The sequence below is a fragment of the Streptomyces sp. CA-142005 genome (genome assembly GCF_050942335.1).
Classification (GTDB): domain Bacteria; phylum Actinomycetota; class Actinomycetes; order Streptomycetales; family Streptomycetaceae; genus Streptomyces.
In genome coordinates this window covers 6651610-6668774 of sequence record NZ_CP192078.1, presented here as the reverse complement: position 1 = coordinate 6668774, position 17165 = coordinate 6651610, and the positions used below count along the sequence as shown (strand labels likewise).

At 72.4% G+C, this 17165-nt stretch carries 17 protein-coding genes; 8 read left to right on the top strand and 9 right to left on the bottom strand.

Annotation, left to right across the window (positions count from 1 at the left end):
• Positions 1–23: 23 nt before the first annotated feature.
• The 3 genes from ACQPXS_RS31230 to ACQPXS_RS31220 are packed head-to-tail and all read right to left on the bottom strand — an operon-like array spanning position 24 to position 2175.
• A complete protein-coding gene (locus ACQPXS_RS31230; protein WP_351800049.1) occupies positions 24–362 on the bottom strand; it encodes a DUF3817 domain-containing protein in 339 nt (112 codons plus the stop codon).
• Between the two features lie 43 nt (positions 363–405).
• Positions 406–915, bottom strand: coding sequence for a MarR family winged helix-turn-helix transcriptional regulator (locus ACQPXS_RS31225; protein WP_351800046.1), 510 nt, complete (start codon positions 913–915; stop codon positions 406–408).
• Between the two features lie 33 nt (positions 916–948).
• On the bottom strand, positions 949–2175 hold the full coding sequence (locus ACQPXS_RS31220) for an MFS transporter (protein WP_433452597.1): 1227 nt from the start codon (positions 2173–2175) through the stop codon (positions 949–951).
• Between the two features lie 74 nt (positions 2176–2249).
• On the opposite strand from ACQPXS_RS31220, the gene ACQPXS_RS31215 reads away from it, so the two are divergent.
• Positions 2250–3236, top strand: coding sequence for a DUF5937 family protein (locus ACQPXS_RS31215; protein WP_433452596.1), 987 nt, complete (start codon positions 2250–2252; stop codon positions 3234–3236).
• A gap of 51 nt (positions 3237–3287) precedes the next feature.
• On the opposite strand, the gene ACQPXS_RS31210 is transcribed toward ACQPXS_RS31215, so the two are convergent.
• The 3 genes from ACQPXS_RS31210 to ACQPXS_RS31200 form a co-directional block, all read right to left on the bottom strand.
• Complete coding sequence (locus ACQPXS_RS31210; protein WP_351800038.1) at positions 3288–4046, bottom strand: hypothetical protein; 759 nt, start codon at positions 4044–4046, stop codon at positions 3288–3290.
• A 100-nt stretch (positions 4047–4146) separates the two neighbouring features.
• On the bottom strand, positions 4147–4443 hold the full coding sequence (locus ACQPXS_RS31205; RefSeq protein ID WP_351800035.1) for an MTH1187 family thiamine-binding protein: 297 nt from the start codon (positions 4441–4443) through the stop codon (positions 4147–4149).
• Positions 4440–4784 carry a DUF3817 domain-containing protein gene (locus ACQPXS_RS31200; RefSeq protein ID WP_351800032.1) on the bottom strand — a complete coding sequence of 115 codons (345 nt, stop codon included), beginning with the start codon at positions 4782–4784 and terminating at the stop codon, positions 4440–4442. Before ACQPXS_RS31200 ends, ACQPXS_RS31205 begins: the two co-directional genes overlap by 4 nt.
• 194 nt (positions 4785–4978) lie before the next feature.
• Between ACQPXS_RS31200 and ACQPXS_RS31195 the strand changes: the two genes are divergently transcribed.
• From ACQPXS_RS31195 to ACQPXS_RS31180, 4 genes are all read left to right on the top strand, one after another.
• Complete coding sequence (locus tag ACQPXS_RS31195) at positions 4979–5611, top strand: AIM24 family protein (RefSeq protein ID WP_351800234.1); 633 nt, start codon at positions 4979–4981, stop codon at positions 5609–5611.
• A 2-nt stretch (positions 5612–5613) separates the two neighbouring features.
• The gene (locus ACQPXS_RS31190; RefSeq protein ID WP_433452594.1) at positions 5614–6264 is read left to right on the top strand and encodes an AIM24 family protein; all 651 of its coding nucleotides are present in this window, start codon (positions 5614–5616) and stop codon (positions 6262–6264) included.
• A gap of 53 nt (positions 6265–6317) precedes the next feature.
• Entirely contained in the window at positions 6318–7079 is a 762-nt protein-coding gene (locus ACQPXS_RS31185; protein WP_433456035.1) for an AIM24 family protein, read from the top strand.
• Positions 7080–7171: 92 nt separating this feature from the next.
• Complete coding sequence (locus ACQPXS_RS31180) at positions 7172–7648, top strand: MarR family winged helix-turn-helix transcriptional regulator (RefSeq protein WP_071376406.1); 477 nt, start codon at positions 7172–7174, stop codon at positions 7646–7648.
• 106 nt (positions 7649–7754) lie between these two features.
• On the opposite strand, the gene ACQPXS_RS31175 is transcribed toward ACQPXS_RS31180, so the two are convergent.
• From ACQPXS_RS31175 to ACQPXS_RS31165, 3 genes are all read right to left on the bottom strand, one after another.
• Positions 7755–8954: an MFS transporter gene (locus ACQPXS_RS31175; protein WP_433452593.1), complete on the bottom strand. Its 1200-nt coding sequence runs from the start codon at positions 8952–8954 to the stop codon at positions 7755–7757.
• Between the two features lie 147 nt (positions 8955–9101).
• Positions 9102–10058, bottom strand: a complete 957-nt coding sequence (meaB, locus tag ACQPXS_RS31170) for a methylmalonyl Co-A mutase-associated GTPase MeaB (protein ID WP_351800023.1) — start codon at positions 10056–10058, stop codon at positions 9102–9104.
• 52 nt (positions 10059–10110) lie between these two features.
• Positions 10111–11310 carry an acetyl-CoA C-acetyltransferase gene (locus tag ACQPXS_RS31165; protein ID WP_433452591.1) on the bottom strand — a complete coding sequence of 400 codons (1200 nt, stop codon included), beginning with the start codon at positions 11308–11310 and terminating at the stop codon, positions 10111–10113.
• Between the two features lie 149 nt (positions 11311–11459).
• Here ACQPXS_RS31165 and mce point away from each other — a divergent pair, with 149 nt between their 5' ends.
• The 3 genes from mce to ACQPXS_RS31150 all read left to right on the top strand — a co-directional run bounded on the left by mce (position 11460) and on the right by ACQPXS_RS31150 (position 17107).
• Positions 11460–11900 carry a methylmalonyl-CoA epimerase gene (gene mce / locus ACQPXS_RS31160; RefSeq protein ID WP_351800017.1) on the top strand — a complete coding sequence of 147 codons (441 nt, stop codon included), beginning with the start codon at positions 11460–11462 and terminating at the stop codon, positions 11898–11900.
• Between the two features lie 206 nt (positions 11901–12106).
• A complete protein-coding gene (gene scy / locus ACQPXS_RS31155) occupies positions 12107–15988 on the top strand; it encodes a polarized growth protein Scy (RefSeq protein ID WP_433452589.1) in 3882 nt (1293 codons plus the stop codon).
• A gap of 183 nt (positions 15989–16171) precedes the next feature.
• On the top strand, positions 16172–17107 hold the full coding sequence (locus ACQPXS_RS31150; RefSeq protein ID WP_351800012.1) for a cellulose-binding protein: 936 nt from the start codon (positions 16172–16174) through the stop codon (positions 17105–17107).
• Positions 17108–17165 lie beyond the last annotated feature (58 nt).

Below are 17165 nucleotides of genomic sequence, written 5' to 3'. Positions count from 1 at the left end.
CGGCGGTGTGACGAAGGTCGCCCCTACGCCTTGGCGACGGCCGGGGCCTGGTCGGCGACCTTGGCCTCCAGCTCGCGGCTGATCCTGCGCTCGACGAAGAAGGCGGCCGTCGGGATCGTCCCCGCGAGCAGCACCCACAGCTGCCTGCCGATCGGCATCTTCGTCTTGGAGCCCAGGTCGAAGGCGACGACCAGGTAGACGACGTACAGCCAGCCGTGGGCGATGGCGACGACCCGGGTGACGTCGGCGGCACCGCTGATGTCCAGCCCGTACTTCGCGATCATGCTCAGGCACAGCAGGACCAGCAGGACACCGGTGGTGTAGGCCATGACGCGGTAGCGGGTCAGCACGCTCTTCTTCATGCCAACGAGCGTAACCACCCGTTCCGGCAGATCTTGCCCGGGGTCACTCGTCCTCGAAGTCGTGCGCCGAGATGCGCAGCGGGCGGAGCATCGCGAAGATCTCCGCGCACTCCTCCGCGTCGTACACGCCGAGCCCGAAGTCCATCGCCATCAGGTCGCGGGTGGCCGCGTCGACCACCTCGCGGCCCTTGTCGGTGATGACGGCGAGGGTGCCGCGGCCGTCGTTGGGGTTGGGCCGCTTGGCGACCAGCCCGGACTTCACCAGCCGGTCCACGGTGTTCGTCACCGAGGTGGGATGCACCATCAGCCGCTCGCCGATCTTGGACATGGGCAGCTCGCCGGCCTTGGAGAAGGTGAGCAGCACCAGCGCCTCGTACCGCGCGAACGTCAGCCCGTACGGCTTGACCACCGCGTCCACCTCGGCGAGCAGGATCTGCTGGGCCCGCATGATCGAGGTGATCGCGGCCATGGACGGCACGTTTCCCCAGCGCTGCTTCCAGAGCTCGTCGGCACGGGCGATGGGGTCGAAGGGGAGGCTGAGTGGCTTCGGCACGTCATCAGACCCTACCGGCCGGTCATATTCCGGTCAGCCCCGTCTCGGCTTTCGGTCGCTTCCCGTCGCCCGGACCGCGCCGGCCAGTGCGCAACAGCACAGCACACCCGCCACTCCGGCCCCGGCCACCGCCGTACGCACCCCCACCGTCTGGGCCGCCACACCGGCCAGCGCCATGCCGACGCCCTGCACGGTCATCAGCCCGGCGTGCAGCACGGTCATGGCCCGCCCGCGCAGCTCCTCCGGCACGGCCCGCACGAACCACTGGTCCAGGCCCAGCGTGTACGCCGACCCGGCCCCGGACAGCAGCAGGAGCACCAGGGAGGCGGCCAGTCCGGGGCGCAGGGCGAAGCCGAGGTACGGCAGCAGGGTCAGGCACAGCAACGGCAGGGCGATGCGTTCGCGCGCCTCGGGCCCCAGCCTGGACCCGGCGAACAGTTCGCCGGCCACCGTGCCCACGGGCAGCGCGCACATCAGCAGCCCGAGGCCCGCCGAGCCACTGCCCAGCTCGTCGGCGTACGGCGCCGCCAGCGCCTCGGGTACGACCGAGAACGCCGCCGGGACCCAGAACACGAGCAGCAGGACGCGCACGCGGCGGCCGGTCAGCGGCGTGCGCGGGCCGGACGGAGCGTCCGCGCCCCGGCGCGTGCGGGCGGGGCGGTGCCGGGTGCCGCAGCGCAGCAGGACGGCGGAGGCAAGGAAGGTGCCGACGGTGATCAGCAGGGCGTGGCGTGGGCTGACGGCGGTCAGCAGCAGACCGCCGAGGCCGTAGCCCACGAGCAGGGCGCTCTGGGCGACGATCCGCAGCAGGGAGCGGCCCAGGACGAACAGGTCGCCCTCGCCGAGGACGTCGGCCAGCGTGGCCATGCGGGTGCCGGCGAACACGGGCGAGACGACGGCGAGCGCGCAGCGCAGCGCGAGCAGCAGCCCGATGCCGGTGCCCGGAACCGTCATCAGGGCCACACAGCCGGCGCACACCACGTCGCAGACGACCAGCACGCGCCGGGCCGGGAAGCGGTCGGCGACGGGCGCGAGCAGGATGCCGCCGACGGCGTACGGCAGGAAGCCCAGCGCGAAGGTGAGCGCGCTCAGCAGGGGCGAGCGGGTGAGGTCGTAGACGAGGACGGAGAGCGCGATCTCGCTGACGATCACGCCGAGCATGGACAGGAGGTGCGCGGCGAAGACGGCCCGGAACTCGGGCACGGCGAAGACACGGCCGTAGCCGGCCGACGCCGGGGCGGCCTGGGTGGGTGCGGACATGCCGGTCAGCGTGCCCGGGGACGCACCGGGAGCCGTAGAGTTTCGGCTCCAGCCGAATCTTCGAGGGGGTGCGCATGCCGTCGCGGCTGCACTTCGGCGACGACGACTTCCTGCGCTGCCGGTTCGCGATCTCCCCGCTGTGGGAGACGCACGAGGCGGTGCGGACGCTGAAACGGCCCGACCGGCACGCCTATCAGGCGCCCTGGCTGCGGCGGATCAGACAGGCGGCGGCCGGGCTCGACCTGGCCCCGCTGTGGCTGCTGATGCCCCGGCGGGGGCACTCGCCGGACTGGCTCGGGGCGCCGCCGCTCGGGCCGGCCGCCCCCTTCGAGGAGGAGATCGCGGCCGTACGGGCGTCCGATCCGGAAGCCGCCCGCGAGGACACCGCCCTCTCCCTGGCCTGCACACCCGGCGCGCTGGAGTCGCCCCGGGGCCGCGCCTGGCTCGCGGACCCGGCCCGGATGGTCGAGGAGCTGGCGGACGCCGTGGAGGAGGCCTGGCGGGTGCTGATCGCCCCGGACTGGCCCCGGCTGCGGGCGCTGCTGGAGGCGGACGTGGCCTTCCACTCCCGCCGCCTGGCCGAGGTCGGCCTCGGCACGCTGCTGCCCGAGCTGGACACCCGCCTGTCCTGGGACGGCCGCACGCTGACGCTCGCGGGGCACGGCGAGCACGCCCGCGCCCTGGCCGGCCAGGGGCTCGTGCTGATGCCGAGCGTGTTCTCGTGGCCCGACGTGGTCACCGGCTTCGAGCCCCCGTGGCAGCCGACGCTGGTCTACCCGGCCCGGGGGATCGCGGGCCTGTGGACGGAGTCGGGCGGACGGACGCCCAAGGCCTTGGTACGGCTGCTGGGCCGCAACCGGGCCGAGGTGCTGACCGCGCTGGACGAACCGGCGACCACCACGGCCCTGGCCCACCGGCTGGGACTGGCGCCGTCGTCGGTGTCGGCCCACCTGGCGGTGCTGCGCGACGCGGGCCTGCTGACGGCGCGCCGATACGGCCACCAGGTGCTGTACGAACGGACACCGCTGGGCATGGCACTCGCGGCAGGACAGCCGGCCTGAAGGGGCGCGGGCCAGCCGCAGCGCACCCGCACTCCGCGGCGCCCCCACCCCTCACGTGACCGGAACGGCCTCCAGCCGGCGCAGCACCCGCGGCGTACGCGCCTGGGTGACCGGTGCCCGCAGGCACCGCCGGGCGGCGGGCGTCCCGGCCAGCGGCGCCTTGAAGACCGCGAGCGACCCGGCGAGCACCAGCACCAGCGGGCACAGATAGGCCACGGTGTCGGCGAAGGACCCGAAGAGCCGCAGCAGCGACTCCAGCCCCAGCCCGGTCAGACACACCGTGAGGACCAGCGCACGGACCACCAGCTCGGCGATCCAGTTGACCAGGGCCCGCTCGGGAGTGATCCCGCGCTCCAGCCACAACCGGAGCCGGTCGAACGACCACCCCGTGGCCCAGCCGGTCAGCGGCCGCAGCACCAGGCGGTCCGCCAGCGCACCGAACGCGCCCCCGCGGGCGCGGTACGCGTACCCGGTGAGCAGGCGCACGCCCTGCGCGTCTGGCACGTAACGCCAGTAGGCGCTCGCCTCGGCGATCGGGGAGAGCGGGTGCGAGGAGGAGAAACGCAGGGCGCACACGCGCGTGCCGTCGGGGCGGTCCCTCTCGCCGGCGGCGACGCCGGTGCCGGGCACGGTGAGGAGCGGCAGGACGCGCCAGGCGCAGGTGAAGCGCCGGGGCTCGCCCGGCACGCCCGGCAGGGGGTCGATGGACCTGAAGCGGAGGTCCCAGCGCAGGCGCGTGGCGGGGTCCTGGGTGCGCGCCCACAGCTCGTCGAGGTCGGCGCGTATGTGTGTCTCCCGGTAGAGACCCATGGTGTTGTTCCCCCAGGCCGGAGCGCGAAGTTGAGCGATCGCTCGGATGATCAGGAGGGGAACGTACACCTCCCTGGGCGACCGCTCAAAAGGGGGCCGCCTACTGCGCCAGGTGCCGTTCGACCGTCTCGACCTTGGAGGTCAGTCCGTCGGTCACGCCGGGGCGGATGTCGGCCTTGAGGACGAGCGACACGCGCGGGGCGCGCTGCTCCACGGCGGCGACGGCGCGCTTGACGACGTCCATGACCTCGTCCCAGGACTCGCCCTCGATGGAGGTGAACATCGCGTCGGTGCGGTTGGGCAGGCCCGACTCGCGGACCACGCGGACGGCGTCGGCGACGTACTCCCCCACGTCCTCGCCGACGCCCAGCGGCGTCACGGAGAAGGCGACGATCATGCGTTCACGACTCCTTCCTTGCGGGCGCGGGCCGCGATCACGGCGTCCTCGGCCTCGCGGCGCAGCTTGCGCTCGGCGAAGAAGCCGCCGGTGGGCAGCACCGAGAGGACGAAGTAGAGGAGACCCGTCCTCAGCGGCCACTTGGCGCGGTTCCAGGCGTCCGCCCAGAAGATCACGTACAGGATGAACAGAACGCCGTGGACCGCGCCCATGACGGGGACCGCGTTGAAGTCCGTGGTCCGCTTCAGCACCGAGCAGACGAGGAGGATCAGGAAGGACACGGCCTCCGGGGCCGAGACCAGGCGGAGGCGGCGGAGGGCGGTGGCGGTCTTGATGTCCACGGATCACCTTCGGTGGGAGTGTTCGCGACGGTCTGCGGTTACGGTCCGTCGGTGGCGGGCTGCCGTTTGTGAACGCACGCACAAGCGCTCCACCATTGAAGCAAACCGTCGCCCTAGGGGTCCGCTCAGGGTCGGTGTCCACCCATGGGCCCTGTTCCGTCCACCCTCTGCGCCGCTACTTTCGCTCCGTGGCGATGTTCCGACTTCAGGGCAGCAAGGTGCTCGCCGTCGACATGACCGGGGACGCCGTGAAGGCGAAGAACGGCTCGATGGTCGCGTACGACGGGCAGATGAGCTTCAAGAAGCTGAGTGGTGGCGGGGAGGGGCTGCGCGGGATGGTGACCCGGCGGCTCACCGGCGAGCAGATGACGGTGATGGAGGTGAAGGGGCACGGCACGTGCTGGTTCGCGGACCGGGCCTCGGAGATCAACCTGGTCGGTCTCCAGGGCGACAAGCTGTACGTGGAGTCGAGCAACCTGCTGGCGACCGACGCGGGGCTGCGTACGGGCACGACGTTCACCGGGCTGCGCGGCGCCTCGCAGGGCAACGGCCTGTTCACGACGACCGTCGAGGGGCACGGGCAGGCGGCGATCATGTCGGACGGGCCGGCGGTGGTGCTCCGGGTCAGCCCGCAGTACCCGCTGATCGTCGACCCGGGTGCCTACATCGCCCACCAGGGTGATGTCCGGCAGTCCTTCCAGTCCGGAGTGACGTTCCGCACGTTCTTCGGGGAGGGTGGCGGCGAGGCCTTCCAGATCCGCTTCGAGGGCGACGGGCTGGTGTACGTGCAGCCGAGCGAGCGGAACACGATCGCGGGGGATCTGTAGCCATGACGTTCCGGGAGATCAACTCGAAGATGGTCGAGGCGACCGTGCTGCCCGGGCAGCGGCTGTTCAGTCAGCGCGGGGCGATGCTCGCCTACAAGGGGGACGTGTCCTTCACCCCGAACATCCAGGGCGGCCAGGGCGGGCTGATGTCCATGCTCGGGCGCCGGGTGACGGGCGAGGCGACCCCGCTGATGACCGTCGAGGGCAGCGGCACCGTCTTCTTCGGGCACGGCGGCCACCACGTCCACGTCATCCACCTCACCGGCGACACCCTCTACGTCGAGGCCGACCGCCTGCTCGCCTTCGAGGGCACGCTCCGGCAGGGCACGATGTTCATGGGCTCGCAGGGCGGCGTGATGGGCCTGGTCCGGGGCCAGGTCACCGGGCAGGGACTGTTCACCACCACCCTCCAGGGCCAGGGCTCGGTCGCCGTGATGGCGCACGGCGGCGTCTTCGAGCTCCCGATCACCCCGCAGCGCCCGGTCCACGTCGACCCGCAGGCCTACGTCGCCCACCACGGCGAGGTCCGCAACAGGCTGTCCACCGCGCTCGGCTGGCGCGAGATGGTGGGCCGCGGCTCCGGCGAGGCCTTCCAGCTGGAGCTGAGCGGCAACGGCACGGTGTACGTCCAGGCGTCGGAGGAGAAGCTGTGAGCGCGTACGCAGGCACCTACGGCAGCCCGGGCGGCCCGGTGGTGTACGACCCGATGACGCTGCCCGCCGACGACAACGTGAACAACTACACGTTCTGCGTCGAGCTCAAGAGCGGGGAGTGGTTCCTGCAGAAGGGGAAGATGATCGCCTACTACGGGGCGATCGAGTTCAACGGCATCGGGCACGGCCGACTCGACCGACTTGTCCGTACCTCGTTCCATTCGCCACTGCACGCGAGCGACTGGGTCGTGGCGACGGGCTCGGGCAAGATGCTGCTGGCCGACCGGGCCTTCGACGTCAACTCCTACGACCTGGACGACGGGAACCTGACCATTCGCGCGGGCAACCTGCTCGCTTTTCAGCCAAGTCTCGCGCTCAAGCAATCGATCGTGCCGGGTTTTCTGACCCTTATCGGAACCGGGAAGTTCGTCGCCGCATCTAACGGTCCGGTGGTGTTCATGGAACCTCCGATCCGGGTCGACCCGCAGGCGCTCGTCGGGTGGGCCGACTGCCCGTCGCCGTGCCATCACTACGACCACGGCTATCTGACGGGTGTACTGGGCGGTCTACGTGCGATGACGGGCCTCGGCGGGGTATCCGGGGAGGAGCACCAGTTCGAGTTCGTGGGCGCCGGGACGGTCCTTCTGCAGTCGACGGAGGCCCTCATGGAGGAGACGGCGACGGGGGTCGTGCCGTCCGAACCGGGGGTACCCGGAGGTGGCGGAGCGGCACCGGGCGGACACGGTCGGCAACCATCGGAGGGACCGCGCCTTCCCGGACAGCTGGGAGACCTCCAGCGCCGCTTCGGGCTGTGAGCGGTAGTCTGCGGAGGGTGACATCGAACGCGTGCGCACAGTCACACCACCCCAAGTAGTTCGCCATTCAACTTCTTAGGTAGACTTCATTCATGGAGACCGAGACGGCCACGCGCTGGCTGACCGATGCGGAGCAGTGCGCCTGGCGCACCCACCTGGAGGTCAACAGGCTGTTGACGTACCAGCTGGAGAAGGATCTGCAGCCGTTCGGCCTGACTATGAACGACTACGAGATCCTCGTGAACCTGTCCGAATCGGACGACGTACGCATGCGGATGAGCGACCTCGCCTCGGCGACCCTGCAGTCCAAGAGCCGGCTGTCGCACCAGATCACGCGGATGGAGAACGCGAACCTGGTGCGCCGTGAGAACTGCGAGTCCGATCGGCGGGGGCTGTACGCCGTGCTCACCGAGCACGGCATGGAGACGATGAAGAAGGTGGCACCCCACCACGTCGCATCCGTGCGCCGGCACTTCATCGATCTGCTCTCGCCGGAGGCGTTGACGGAACTGGACAAGGCCTTGAAGCCGATCGCCGAGCACCTGAGGGGGCAGCGGGGGCGTCCCTGACCCTGCCGGCGGAACCGCGCCCACAAGGGGCGCGGGGCGGTGCCGACGTGCGGCTCCGCCGCGATGGGCGTCCCCCGCTCGAGCGAAGTCGAGAGTGGGGGAGCCATCAGCCACCGACGGCCCGCACCCGGCGACGGCGGCACACCGCCGCGGCGGGCAGCACGGCCACCGCTCCCGCCAGCACGAAACACACCCCCAGCGGCACCCGCCCGATCAGCGCCCCCGTCACCATCGCCCCCGCCGAACTCCCCGCGTTCACCCCGGTATTGACCCAGGCGCCCGCCTGGGTACGGGCGCCCTCCGGCGCCGTCTCGTCGACCACGAGGTACGCCGTCGTGAGGGCGGGGGCGATGAACGCCCCGGCGAGTCCCATGACCCCCGCGAGGGTCCACAGCCCGGGCGCCAGGCCCGCCACCGCGACCAGCAGCCCGAGGACCAGCGCGAACCAGCACAGGCGGACCCGGGCCGGCGCCCGCCACCGGACCGCGCCGTTGACCAGCCCGCCCACCGCACTGCCCGCCGAGAGCGCGCCCAGCACCCAGGGCACCAGGGCGGTGTCGTACGAACGCCGCGCGGCGAAGGCCATCACCAGCAGCTCCACTGCGCTGAGAGCCAGTCCCACACCCGTGGCCACGGCGACCGGCGCCGACAGGCCGGAGAGGCTGCCGCGCCGCCTACCCGGAGCGGCGCCACGGGGACCGGGCATCGCCGGAGACGTGACGAAGACGCAGGTACCGCCCACGATCAGCAGCGCGCTCAACAGGATCCCGGCAGCCGGCGGGGCCCAGCCGGTGAGCACGCCGACCAGGACCGGACCGGAGACGTACAGCAACTCCTCGGCGACGCCGTCCAGGCTGTAGGCGCGGGCCAGCATGCCCGGCCCGGGGGCCAGGGCGGCCCACACCGCGCGCATGGTCGGCCCCAGCGGAGGCGCGCACGCGCCCGCGAGGGCCGCCGCTGCGGCGACGGCCGGCGACGGTGCTCCGGGGCGCCAGGTCAGGGCGGCCAGGACGCACAGCAGGGCGCCGTAGAGCACGGACATGGGCAGCAGGGCTCTGCGCGCCCCGTGCCGGTCGATCAAGGACGCCCTGAACGGCATCAGGAAGACCGTCGCGGCGCCGAACAGGGAGAGCACGGCGCCGGAGACGGCGTAGGAGCCGGTGGCCCGGGTGACGGAGAGCAGCGCCGCCAGGGAGACCGTGCCGTAGGACAGGCGGGCGGTGAGGGCGGCGGCGAAGGTGCGGCGCGCGTGCGGCAGGCGCAGTACGGCGGCGTACGAGGGCCGCGCGGGGGCATGCGTGGACATGCTGATGTTCCTCTGGTGGAGGCGGAAGAGGGGACACCGAGGGGCGCGAGGGCCTTGAAGCCGGCCTCGCGTCCGGTGTGCGCTCTACGCCAAGGTGAGGAACATGCCCGTCAACTTACCAGCGCCACCGCGGGGTTGGCGACCCGCTCAGCCCTGCGTCAGGCCCGCCACCAGCTCGTCCGCCGCGCGGTAGGGATCCAGTTGCCCCGCGACGATGCGCTCCGCGAGCGCGCTGAGGCGGCGGTCGCCGTGCAGGTCGCCGATGCGTTCGCGCAGGGCCGTCACCGCGATGGTCTCCACCTCGCGGGCCGCTCGGGCCTTGCGGCGCTCCGCGAGGACACCGCGCTCCTCCATCCACGCGCGGTGCTTCTCCAGGGCCTCCACGACCTCGTCGACGCCCTGGGCACGGGCCGCGACCGTCTTCACGATCGGCGGGCGCCAGTCGCCGGGGCCGCGGGACTCGCCGAGGCCCAGCATGTGGTTCAGTTCGCGGGCCGTGGCGTCGGCGCCGTCCCGGTCCGCCTTGTTGACGACGTACACGTCGCCGATCTCCAGGATGCCCGCCTTCGCCGCCTGGATGCCGTCGCCCATGCCCGGGGCCAGCAGCACCACGCTGGTGTCCGCCTGGGAGGCGATCTCGACCTCCGACTGGCCTACGCCGACCGTCTCGACCAGGATCACGTCGCAGCCCGCCGCGTCCAGCACACGGATCGCCTGCGGCGCCGCCCAGGCGAGGCCGCCCAGGTGGCCCCGGGTGGCCATGGAGCGGATGTAGACGCCCGGGTCGGAGGCGTGCTCCGACATGCGGACGCGGTCGCCGAGCAGGGCGCCGCCGGAGAACGGCGAGGACGGGTCGACGGCCAGGACGCCGACCCGCCTGCCCTGCTTGCGGTACGCCGTGACGAGCGCGGAGGTGGAGGTCGACTTGCCGACACCCGGGGAGCCCGTCAGACCGACCACATAGGCGTTGCCGGTCAGCGGGGCCAGGGCCGCCATGACCTCCCTGAGCTGCGGGGACGCCCCCTCCACGAGGGAGATCAGCCGGGCCACGGCCCGCGGCCGGCCTTCCCTGGCCTGGGCCACCAGAGAGGAGACGTCCTGCATCAAACAGCTCCGTTCAGTTCACAGACGTATCAGACGCGTACTACGAGGGTGCTTACGCCTTCGGTACCCGCACGATCAGCGCGTCACCCTGGCCGCCGCCGCCGCACAGCGCGGCCGCGCCGGTGCCGCCGCCACGCCGCTTGAGCTCGAGGGCCAGGTGGAGGACGAGCCGGGCGCCGGACATGCCGATCGGGTGGCCCAGCGCGATCGCGCCGCCGTTGACGTTCACCTTTTCCGTGGACACGCCGAGGTCCTTCATTGACTGCACGGCGACCGCGGCGAAGGCCTCGTTGATCTCGATGAGGTCGAGGTCGGAGACCTCAAGGCCCTCCTTCTTGAGGGCGTGCAGGATCGCGTTGGACGGCTGCGACTGCAGGCTGTTGTCCGGGCCCGCCACGTTGCCGTGCGCGCCGATCTCGGCGAGCCAGCTCAGGCCCAGCTCCTCGGCCTTGGCCTTGCTCATCACGACCACGGCGGCCGCGCCGTCGGAGATCTGGGAGGACGAGCCGGCGGTGATCGTGCCCTCCTTGCTGAAGGCCGGGCGCAGCTTGCCCAGGGACTCGGCCGTGGTGTCGCCGCGGATGCCCTCGTCCTTGCTGAACAGGACCGGGTCGCCCTTGCGCTGCGGGATCTCCACCGGGGTGATCTCGGCCTCGAACAGGCCGTTCTTCTGCGCGGCGGCGGCCCGCTGGTGGGACAGGGCGGCGATCTCGTCCTGCTCGGCGCGGCCGATGCCCAGGCGGGTGTTGTGCTTCTCCGTGGACTCGCCCATGGCGATGCCCTCGAAGGAGTCGGTCAGGCCGTCGTGGGCCATGGCGTCGAGCATCTGGACCGCGCCGTACTTGAAGCCCTCGCGGGACTTCGGCAGCAGGTGCGGGGCGTTGGTCATGGACTCCTGGCCGCCCGCCACGACGATGTCGAACTCACCCGCGCGGATCAGCTGGTCGGCGAGGGCGATGGCGTCGAGGCCGGAGAGGCAGACCTTGTTGATGGTGAGCGCCGGGACGCTCATCGGGATGCCGGCCTTGACGGCGGCCTGGCGGGCCGGGATCTGCCCGGCACCCGCCTGGAGTACCTGGCCCATGATCACGTACTGCACCTGGTCGCCGCCGATCCCCGCACGGTCGAGGGCGGCCTTGATCGCGAAGCCGCCGAGGTCGGCTCCGGAGAAGGACTTGAGGGAGCCGAGCAGTCGTCCCATGGGGGTGCGCGCACCCGCGACGATCACCGAGCTGTTCGTTCCAGAAGGCATGAGCTGCGATCCCCTTACCGGCCTGCCCAGGCCGAGGAGTGAACGAGGGTTTACTTCGAATGTACTGATGGCACTCCGTGCCGTCATCGGCCTGTCAGTGTGATCGCTCGCACGTTGCGTAACCACGGCCGTGGCGCTGCACTGAATCCATGCTGACGCGAATCGACCACATCGGGATCGCCTGCCACGACCTCGACGCGACCGTCGAGTTCTACCAGGCCACCTACGGCTTCGAGGTGTTCCACACCGAGGTCAACGAGGAGCAGGGCGTGCGCGAGGCCATGCTCAAGATCAACGAGACCTCGGACGGCGGCGCCTCCTACCTCCAGCTGCTGGAACCGACCCGCGAGGACTCCGCGGTCGGCAAGTGGCTGGCGAAGAACGGCGAGGGCGTCCACCACATCGCCTTCGGCACGGCGGACGTGGACGGGGACGCCGCGGACATCCGCCAGAAGGGCGTGCGCGTGCTCTACGACGAGCCACGGCGCGGCTCCATGGGGTCGCGGATCACCTTCCTGCACCCCAAGGATTGCCATGGCGTGCTCACAGAACTGGTCACTTCGGCCCCTGTTGAGTCCCCTGAGCACTGACCCCCGTACATATGGGCCGGTAGGGTTGGGGGCGGTCGTCCCCGAAAGCGGGGGACGACCGTTCCGGGGTCCGGGTTTCGGGGGACGAGCGTCGGGGCAGCAGCCCGTGCTCCGCCGTTGATCTGACACCATTCCCCGGGGGCCCCGTTCGGCGGATGGACGGAGCTCGTTGGAGAAGCTGACCAGGGGACGGATGGGACCGCGCAGTGCGGGGCTACGAGAGCCAGGAGCGAGAGCCGGCGGCTGACGTCGACCACCTCTCTCGGTTCGAGGCCGAGATGAAGCGGCTGAAGACCGAGCGGGAAAAGGCGATCCAGCACGCCGAGGACCTCGGCTACCAGGTCGAGGTGCTGCGCGCCAAGCTGCACGAGGCGCGCCGCACCCTGATGACCCGGCCCGCCTTCGACGGCGGTGACATCGGCTATCAGGCCGAGCAGCTGCTCCGCAATGCCCAGATGCAGGCCGATCAGCTGCGCCAGGACGCCGAGCGGGAGCTGAGCCAGGCCCGCGCGCAGACCCAGCGGATCCTGCAGGAGCACGCCGAGCAGGCCGCCCGGCTCCAGGCGGAGCTGCACCAGGAGGCGGTGACCCGGCGCCAGCAGCTCGACCAGGAGCTGGCCGAGCGCCGCGCCACCGTCGAGTCGCACGTCAACGAGAACGTGGCGTGGGCCGAGCAGCTGCGCGCCCGCACCGAACAGCAGGCCCGCCGCCTCCTGGACGAGTCCCGCGCCGAGGCCGAGCAGGCGATGGCCGCCGCCCGCGCGGAGGCCGAGCGGCTGACCCGGGAGGCCCGCGAGCGGCTGCAGAGCGACGCCGAGGCGGCCCGCGCCGAGGCCGAGCAGCTCCTGCGCCGCGCCCGCACGGACGCCGAGCGGCTGCTGAACGCCGCCTCCACGCAGGCCCAGGAGGCCACCGACCACGCCGAGCGGCTGCGCACCGACGCGGCCGGCGAGTCGGACTCCGCCCGCCGGCAGGCCGCCGAGCTGAGCCGGGCCGCCGAGGAGCGGATGGCGGCGGCCGAGGAGGCGCTGCGCAAGGCGCAGGCGGAGGCCGAGAAGCTGCAGACGGAGGCCGAGCAGGCCGCCGCCAAGACCCTCGCGAGCGCCGAGGCCGCGGGCGAGGCGCGCACGCGTACGGCGAAGGAGCAGGTCGCCCGGCTGGTCGAGGAGGCCACCAAGGAGGCCGAGCAGACCAGGACCGAGGCCGAGCAGCTGGTCGCGGACGCCCGTGCCGAGGCCGAGAAGATCGTCGCCGAGGCCGCCGAGAAGGCCCGCACGGTCACCGCCGAGGAGAGCGCGACCCAGCTGTCGAAGGCGGCCAAGACCGCCGAGGACGTGCTCAACAAGGCCTCCGAGGAGGCCAAGCGCACCACCAAGGCAGCCGCCGAGGAGGCCGAGCGGATCCGCACCGAGGCGGAGGCCGAGGCGGACCGGCTGCGCGCCGAGGCGCACGACATCGCCGAGCAGCTCAAGGGCGCGGCGAAGGACGACACCAAGGAGTACCGCGCCAAGACGGTCGAGCTGCAGGAGGAGGCCCGCCGGCTGCGCGGCGAGGCCGAGCAACTGCGCGCCGACGCGGTCGCCGAGGGCGAGTCGATCCGCGCGGAGGCCCGCCGGGAGGCGGTCGCGCAGATCGAGGAGGCGGCCAGGTCCGCCGAGGAGCTGCTGGCGAAGGCCAAGGCGGACGCCGACGAGCTGCGGCAGACCGCGACCACCGACAGCGAGAAGGTCCGCACCGAGGCCATCGAGCGGGCCACCAGCCTGCGCCGGCAGGCCGAGGAGACCCTGGACCGGGCCCGCAAGGAGGCCGAACGGCTGCGCGCCGAGGCCGACGAGCAGGCCGAGTCGGTCAAGGCGGGCGCCGAGGCGGCCGCGCGCGAGCTGCGCGAGGAGACCGAGCGCGCCGTCGAGGCCCGCCGCGCCGAGGCCGCCGGGGAGCTGACTCGGCTGCAGACCGAGACGCGGGACCGGCTGGAGTCGGCCGAGCAGGCGCTGACGGAGGCCCGTGAGGAGGCCGCCCGGATCCGCCGCGAGGCCGCCGAGGAGACCGAGCGGCTGCGCGCCGAGGCGGCCGACCGGATCCGCACGCTTCAGCAGCAGGCCGAGACCGAGGCCGACCGGCTGCGCACCGAGGCCGCGTCCGACGCGTCCGCCTCCCGCGCCGAGGGCGAGGCCGTCGCCGTACGGCTGCGCTCCGAGGCCGCCGCCGAGGCCGAGCGGCTGAAGGCGGAGGCCCAGGACACCGCCGACCGGGTGCGCGCGGAGGCGCAGGCCGCCGCGGAGCGGCTCGGCACCGAGGCGTCCGAGACGCTGGCCGCCGCCCAGGAGGAGGCCGTCCGGCGCCGCCGTGAGGCCGAGGAGATCCTCGGTTCCGCGCGGACCGAGGCCGACCAGGAGCGCGAGCGGGCCCGCGAGCAGAGCGAGGAGCTGCTGGCCGTAGCGCGGGGGCGCGTGGAGGAGGCGCAGGCCGAGGCGACCCGGCTGGTCGAGGAGGCCGACCGGCGCGCCACCGAGATGGTGGCGGCCGCCGAGCAGCACGCCCAGCAGGTACGGGACTCCGTCGCCGGGTTGCACGAGCAGGCGCAGGAGGAGATCGCCGGGCTGCGTTCGGCCGCCGAGCACGCGGCGGACCGTACGCGGCGGGAGGCCGAGGAGGAGGCGGACCGGGTCCGCGCCGACGCCTACGCCGAGCGGGAGCGGGCGAGCGAGGACGCCTCGCGGATCCGGCGCGAGGCGAACGCGGAGTCGGAGGCCGCCAGGGCGCTGGCCGAGCGTACGGTCGCGGAGGCGATGGAGGAGGCCGAGCGGCTGCGCTCGGACGCCGGCGAGTACGCCCAGCGGGCGCGTACCGAGGCCTCGGACGCGCTCGCCGAGGCCGACCAGGCCGCCGCCCGCACCCGGGCGGACGCCCGCGAGGACGCCAACCGGATCCGCTCGGACGCGGCGACGCAGGCGGACACGCTCATCACCGAGGCCCGTAACGAGGCCGAGCGGCTGCAGACCGAGACGATCGCGGAGGCCGAGCGGCTGCAGACGGAGACCGCCGCCGAGGCCGAGCGGGTGCGCGCTGAGGCTCTGGCGGCCGCCGAGCAGCTCATCGGGGACGCCACCGGCGAGGCCGAACGGCTGCGCGCGGAGGCCGCCGAGACGGTGGGCTCGGCGCAGGCGCACGCCAAGCGGGTGCGGGCGGAGGCCGAGCAGCTCAGGGCGGACGCGGAGGAGGCGGCCGAACGGCTGCTCAACTCCGCCCGCGAGGAGGCCGAGCGGACCCTGGACGAGGCCCGCAAGGACGCCAACAAGCGGCGTTCGGAGGCGGCCGAGCAGGTCGACACGCTCATCACCGAGACCACGGCCGAGGTCGACAAGCTGCTCAGCGAGGCGCAGGAGCAGGCGCTGAAGACCACGGCGGACGCCGAGTCGCAGGCCGACACGATGGTCGGCGCGGCCCGCAGCGAGGCCGAGCGGATCGTCTCCGAGGCCACGATCGAGGGCAATTCGCTGGTGGAGAAGGCCCGCACGGACGCCGACGAGCTGCTGGTCGGTGCCCGCCGGGACGCGACCGCGATCAGGGAGCGCGCGGAGGAGCTGCGCGACCGCATCACCACCGAGATCGAGGAGCTGCACGAGCGGGCCCGGCGCGAGGCCGCCGAGACCATGAAGTCCACCGGCGACCGCTGCGACGCCCTGATCAAGGCCGCCGAGGAGCAGCTGGCCAAGGCGGAGGCGAAGGCCAAGGAGCTGGTGTCGGAGGCGAACTCCGAGGCGGGCAAGGTGCGAATCGCCGCCGTCAAGAAGGCGGAGGGGCTGCTCAAGGAGGCCGAGCAGAAGAAGGCCAGCCTGGTCAGGGAGGCCGAGGAGCTCAAGGCCGAGGCGATCCGCGAGGCCCGGCGCACGGTCGAGGAGGGCAAGCGCGAGCTGGAGATCCTGGTGCGCAGGCGCGAGGACATCAACGCCGAGATCTCCCGCGTCCAGGACGTCCTGGAGGCGCTGGAGTCCTTCGAGGCCCCGTCGGCCGGCAAGGAGGGCTCGGTCAAGGCCGGCGCGACGGTGGGCGCCCCCCGATCGGGTGGCAAGTCGTCAGACGGCTAGTGTGAGCGGTGCGTTCCGGTAACGTCTGGGGGCTTTGCCCGAGTCGGTTGGCAAGCCGTCCGGTGGTCAGCCACCCAAAAGAGGTGTCATTCTCCGGATCAAACACGTATCCGCTCGATGACACACCGCTTCGGCCCCTAGGATTCCCCCTATCACCTCACCGGTCTCATTGACAGGAACCCCATGAGCGACACTTCCCCCTACGGCTTCGAGCTTGTGCGGCGTGGGTACGACCGCGCTCAGGTGGACGAACGTATCTCCAAGCTCGTCTCCGACCGTGACAGCGCTCTCGCCCGCATCACCGCCCTGGAGAAGCGCATCGAGGAGCTCCACCTCGAGACGCAGAACGCCCAGGCCCAGGTCACCGACGCCGAGCCGTCGTACGCGGGTCTCGGTGCCCGGGTCGAGAAGATCCTGCGCCTGGCCGAGGAAGAGGCCAAGGAGCTGCGTGAGGAGGCCCGGCGGGCGGCCGAACAGCACCGCGATCTCGCCGAGTCCGCGGCCCAGCAGGTGCGCAACGACGCCGAGTCCTACGCCGCCGAGCGCAAGGCCAAGGCCGAGGACGAGGGCGTCCGGATCGTCGAGAAGGCGAAGGGCGAAGCCGCCCAGCTGCGTTCCGAGGCCCAGAAGGACGCGCAGTCCAAGCGCGAGGAGGCGGACGCCCTCTTCGAGGAGACCCGCGCCAAGGCCGCGCAGGCCGCCGCCGACTTCGAGACGAACCTCGCCAAGCGCCGCGAGCAGTCCGAGCGCGACCTGGCCTCGCGTCAGCAGAAGGCCGAGAAGCGGCTGGCGGAGATCGAGCACCGCGCCGAGCAGCTGCGCCTGGAGGCCGAGAAGCTGCGCACCGACGCCGAGCGCCGCGCCCGCCAGACGGTGGAGACGGCCCAGCGCCAGGCCGAGGACATCGTGGCCGACGCCAACGCCAAGGCCGACCGGATCCGCTCGGAATCCGAGCGCGAGCTCGCCGCGCTGACCAACCGCCGCGACTCGATCAACGCCCAGCTGACCAACGTCCGGGAGATGCTGGCCACGCTGACCGGTGCGGCTGTCGCTGCCGCGGGCACGCCCGGCGACGACGAGCCCATTTCCCGTGGGGTGCCGGCGCAGCAGACCCGGTAACGCGCCCCTTCGGTGCCTTTCGAAGCCCCCTGCCTTCAAGTGGCAGGGGGCTTCGTGT

What these genes read in the sequence shown, in the direction of transcription:
- ACQPXS_RS31230 (WP_351800049.1), bottom strand. Translation starts at nt 362, where the DNA reads ATGAAGAAGAGCGTGCTGACCCGCTACCGCGTCATGGCCTACACCACC.
- ACQPXS_RS31220 (WP_433452597.1), bottom strand. Translation starts at nt 2,175, where the DNA reads ATGTCCGCACCCACCCAGGCCGCCCCGGCGTCGGCCGGCTACGGCCGT.
- ACQPXS_RS31215 (WP_433452596.1), top strand. Translation starts at nt 2,250, where the DNA reads ATGCCGTCGCGGCTGCACTTCGGCGACGACGACTTCCTGCGCTGCCGG.
- ACQPXS_RS31210 (WP_351800038.1), bottom strand. Translation starts at nt 4,046, where the DNA reads ATGGGTCTCTACCGGGAGACACACATACGCGCCGACCTCGACGAGCTG.
- ACQPXS_RS31205 (WP_351800035.1), bottom strand. Translation starts at nt 4,443, where the DNA reads ATGATCGTCGCCTTCTCCGTGACGCCGCTGGGCGTCGGCGAGGACGTG.
- ACQPXS_RS31195 (WP_351800234.1), top strand. Translation starts at nt 4,979, where the DNA reads ATGTTCCGACTTCAGGGCAGCAAGGTGCTCGCCGTCGACATGACCGGG.
- ACQPXS_RS31190 (WP_433452594.1), top strand. Translation starts at nt 5,614, where the DNA reads ATGACGTTCCGGGAGATCAACTCGAAGATGGTCGAGGCGACCGTGCTG.
- ACQPXS_RS31185 (WP_433456035.1), top strand. Translation starts at nt 6,318, where the DNA reads ATGACGCTGCCCGCCGACGACAACGTGAACAACTACACGTTCTGCGTC.
- ACQPXS_RS31180 (WP_071376406.1), top strand. Translation starts at nt 7,172, where the DNA reads ATGGAGACCGAGACGGCCACGCGCTGGCTGACCGATGCGGAGCAGTGC.
- ACQPXS_RS31175 (WP_433452593.1), bottom strand. Translation starts at nt 8,954, where the DNA reads ATGTCCACGCATGCCCCCGCGCGGCCCTCGTACGCCGCCGTACTGCGC.
- meaB (WP_351800023.1), bottom strand. Translation starts at nt 10,058, where the DNA reads ATGCAGGACGTCTCCTCTCTGGTGGCCCAGGCCAGGGAAGGCCGGCCG.
- ACQPXS_RS31165 (WP_433452591.1), bottom strand. Translation starts at nt 11,310, where the DNA reads ATGCCTTCTGGAACGAACAGCTCGGTGATCGTCGCGGGTGCGCGCACC.
- mce (WP_351800017.1), top strand. Translation starts at nt 11,460, where the DNA reads ATGCTGACGCGAATCGACCACATCGGGATCGCCTGCCACGACCTCGAC.
- ACQPXS_RS31150 (WP_351800012.1), top strand. Translation starts at nt 16,172, where the DNA reads ATGAGCGACACTTCCCCCTACGGCTTCGAGCTTGTGCGGCGTGGGTAC.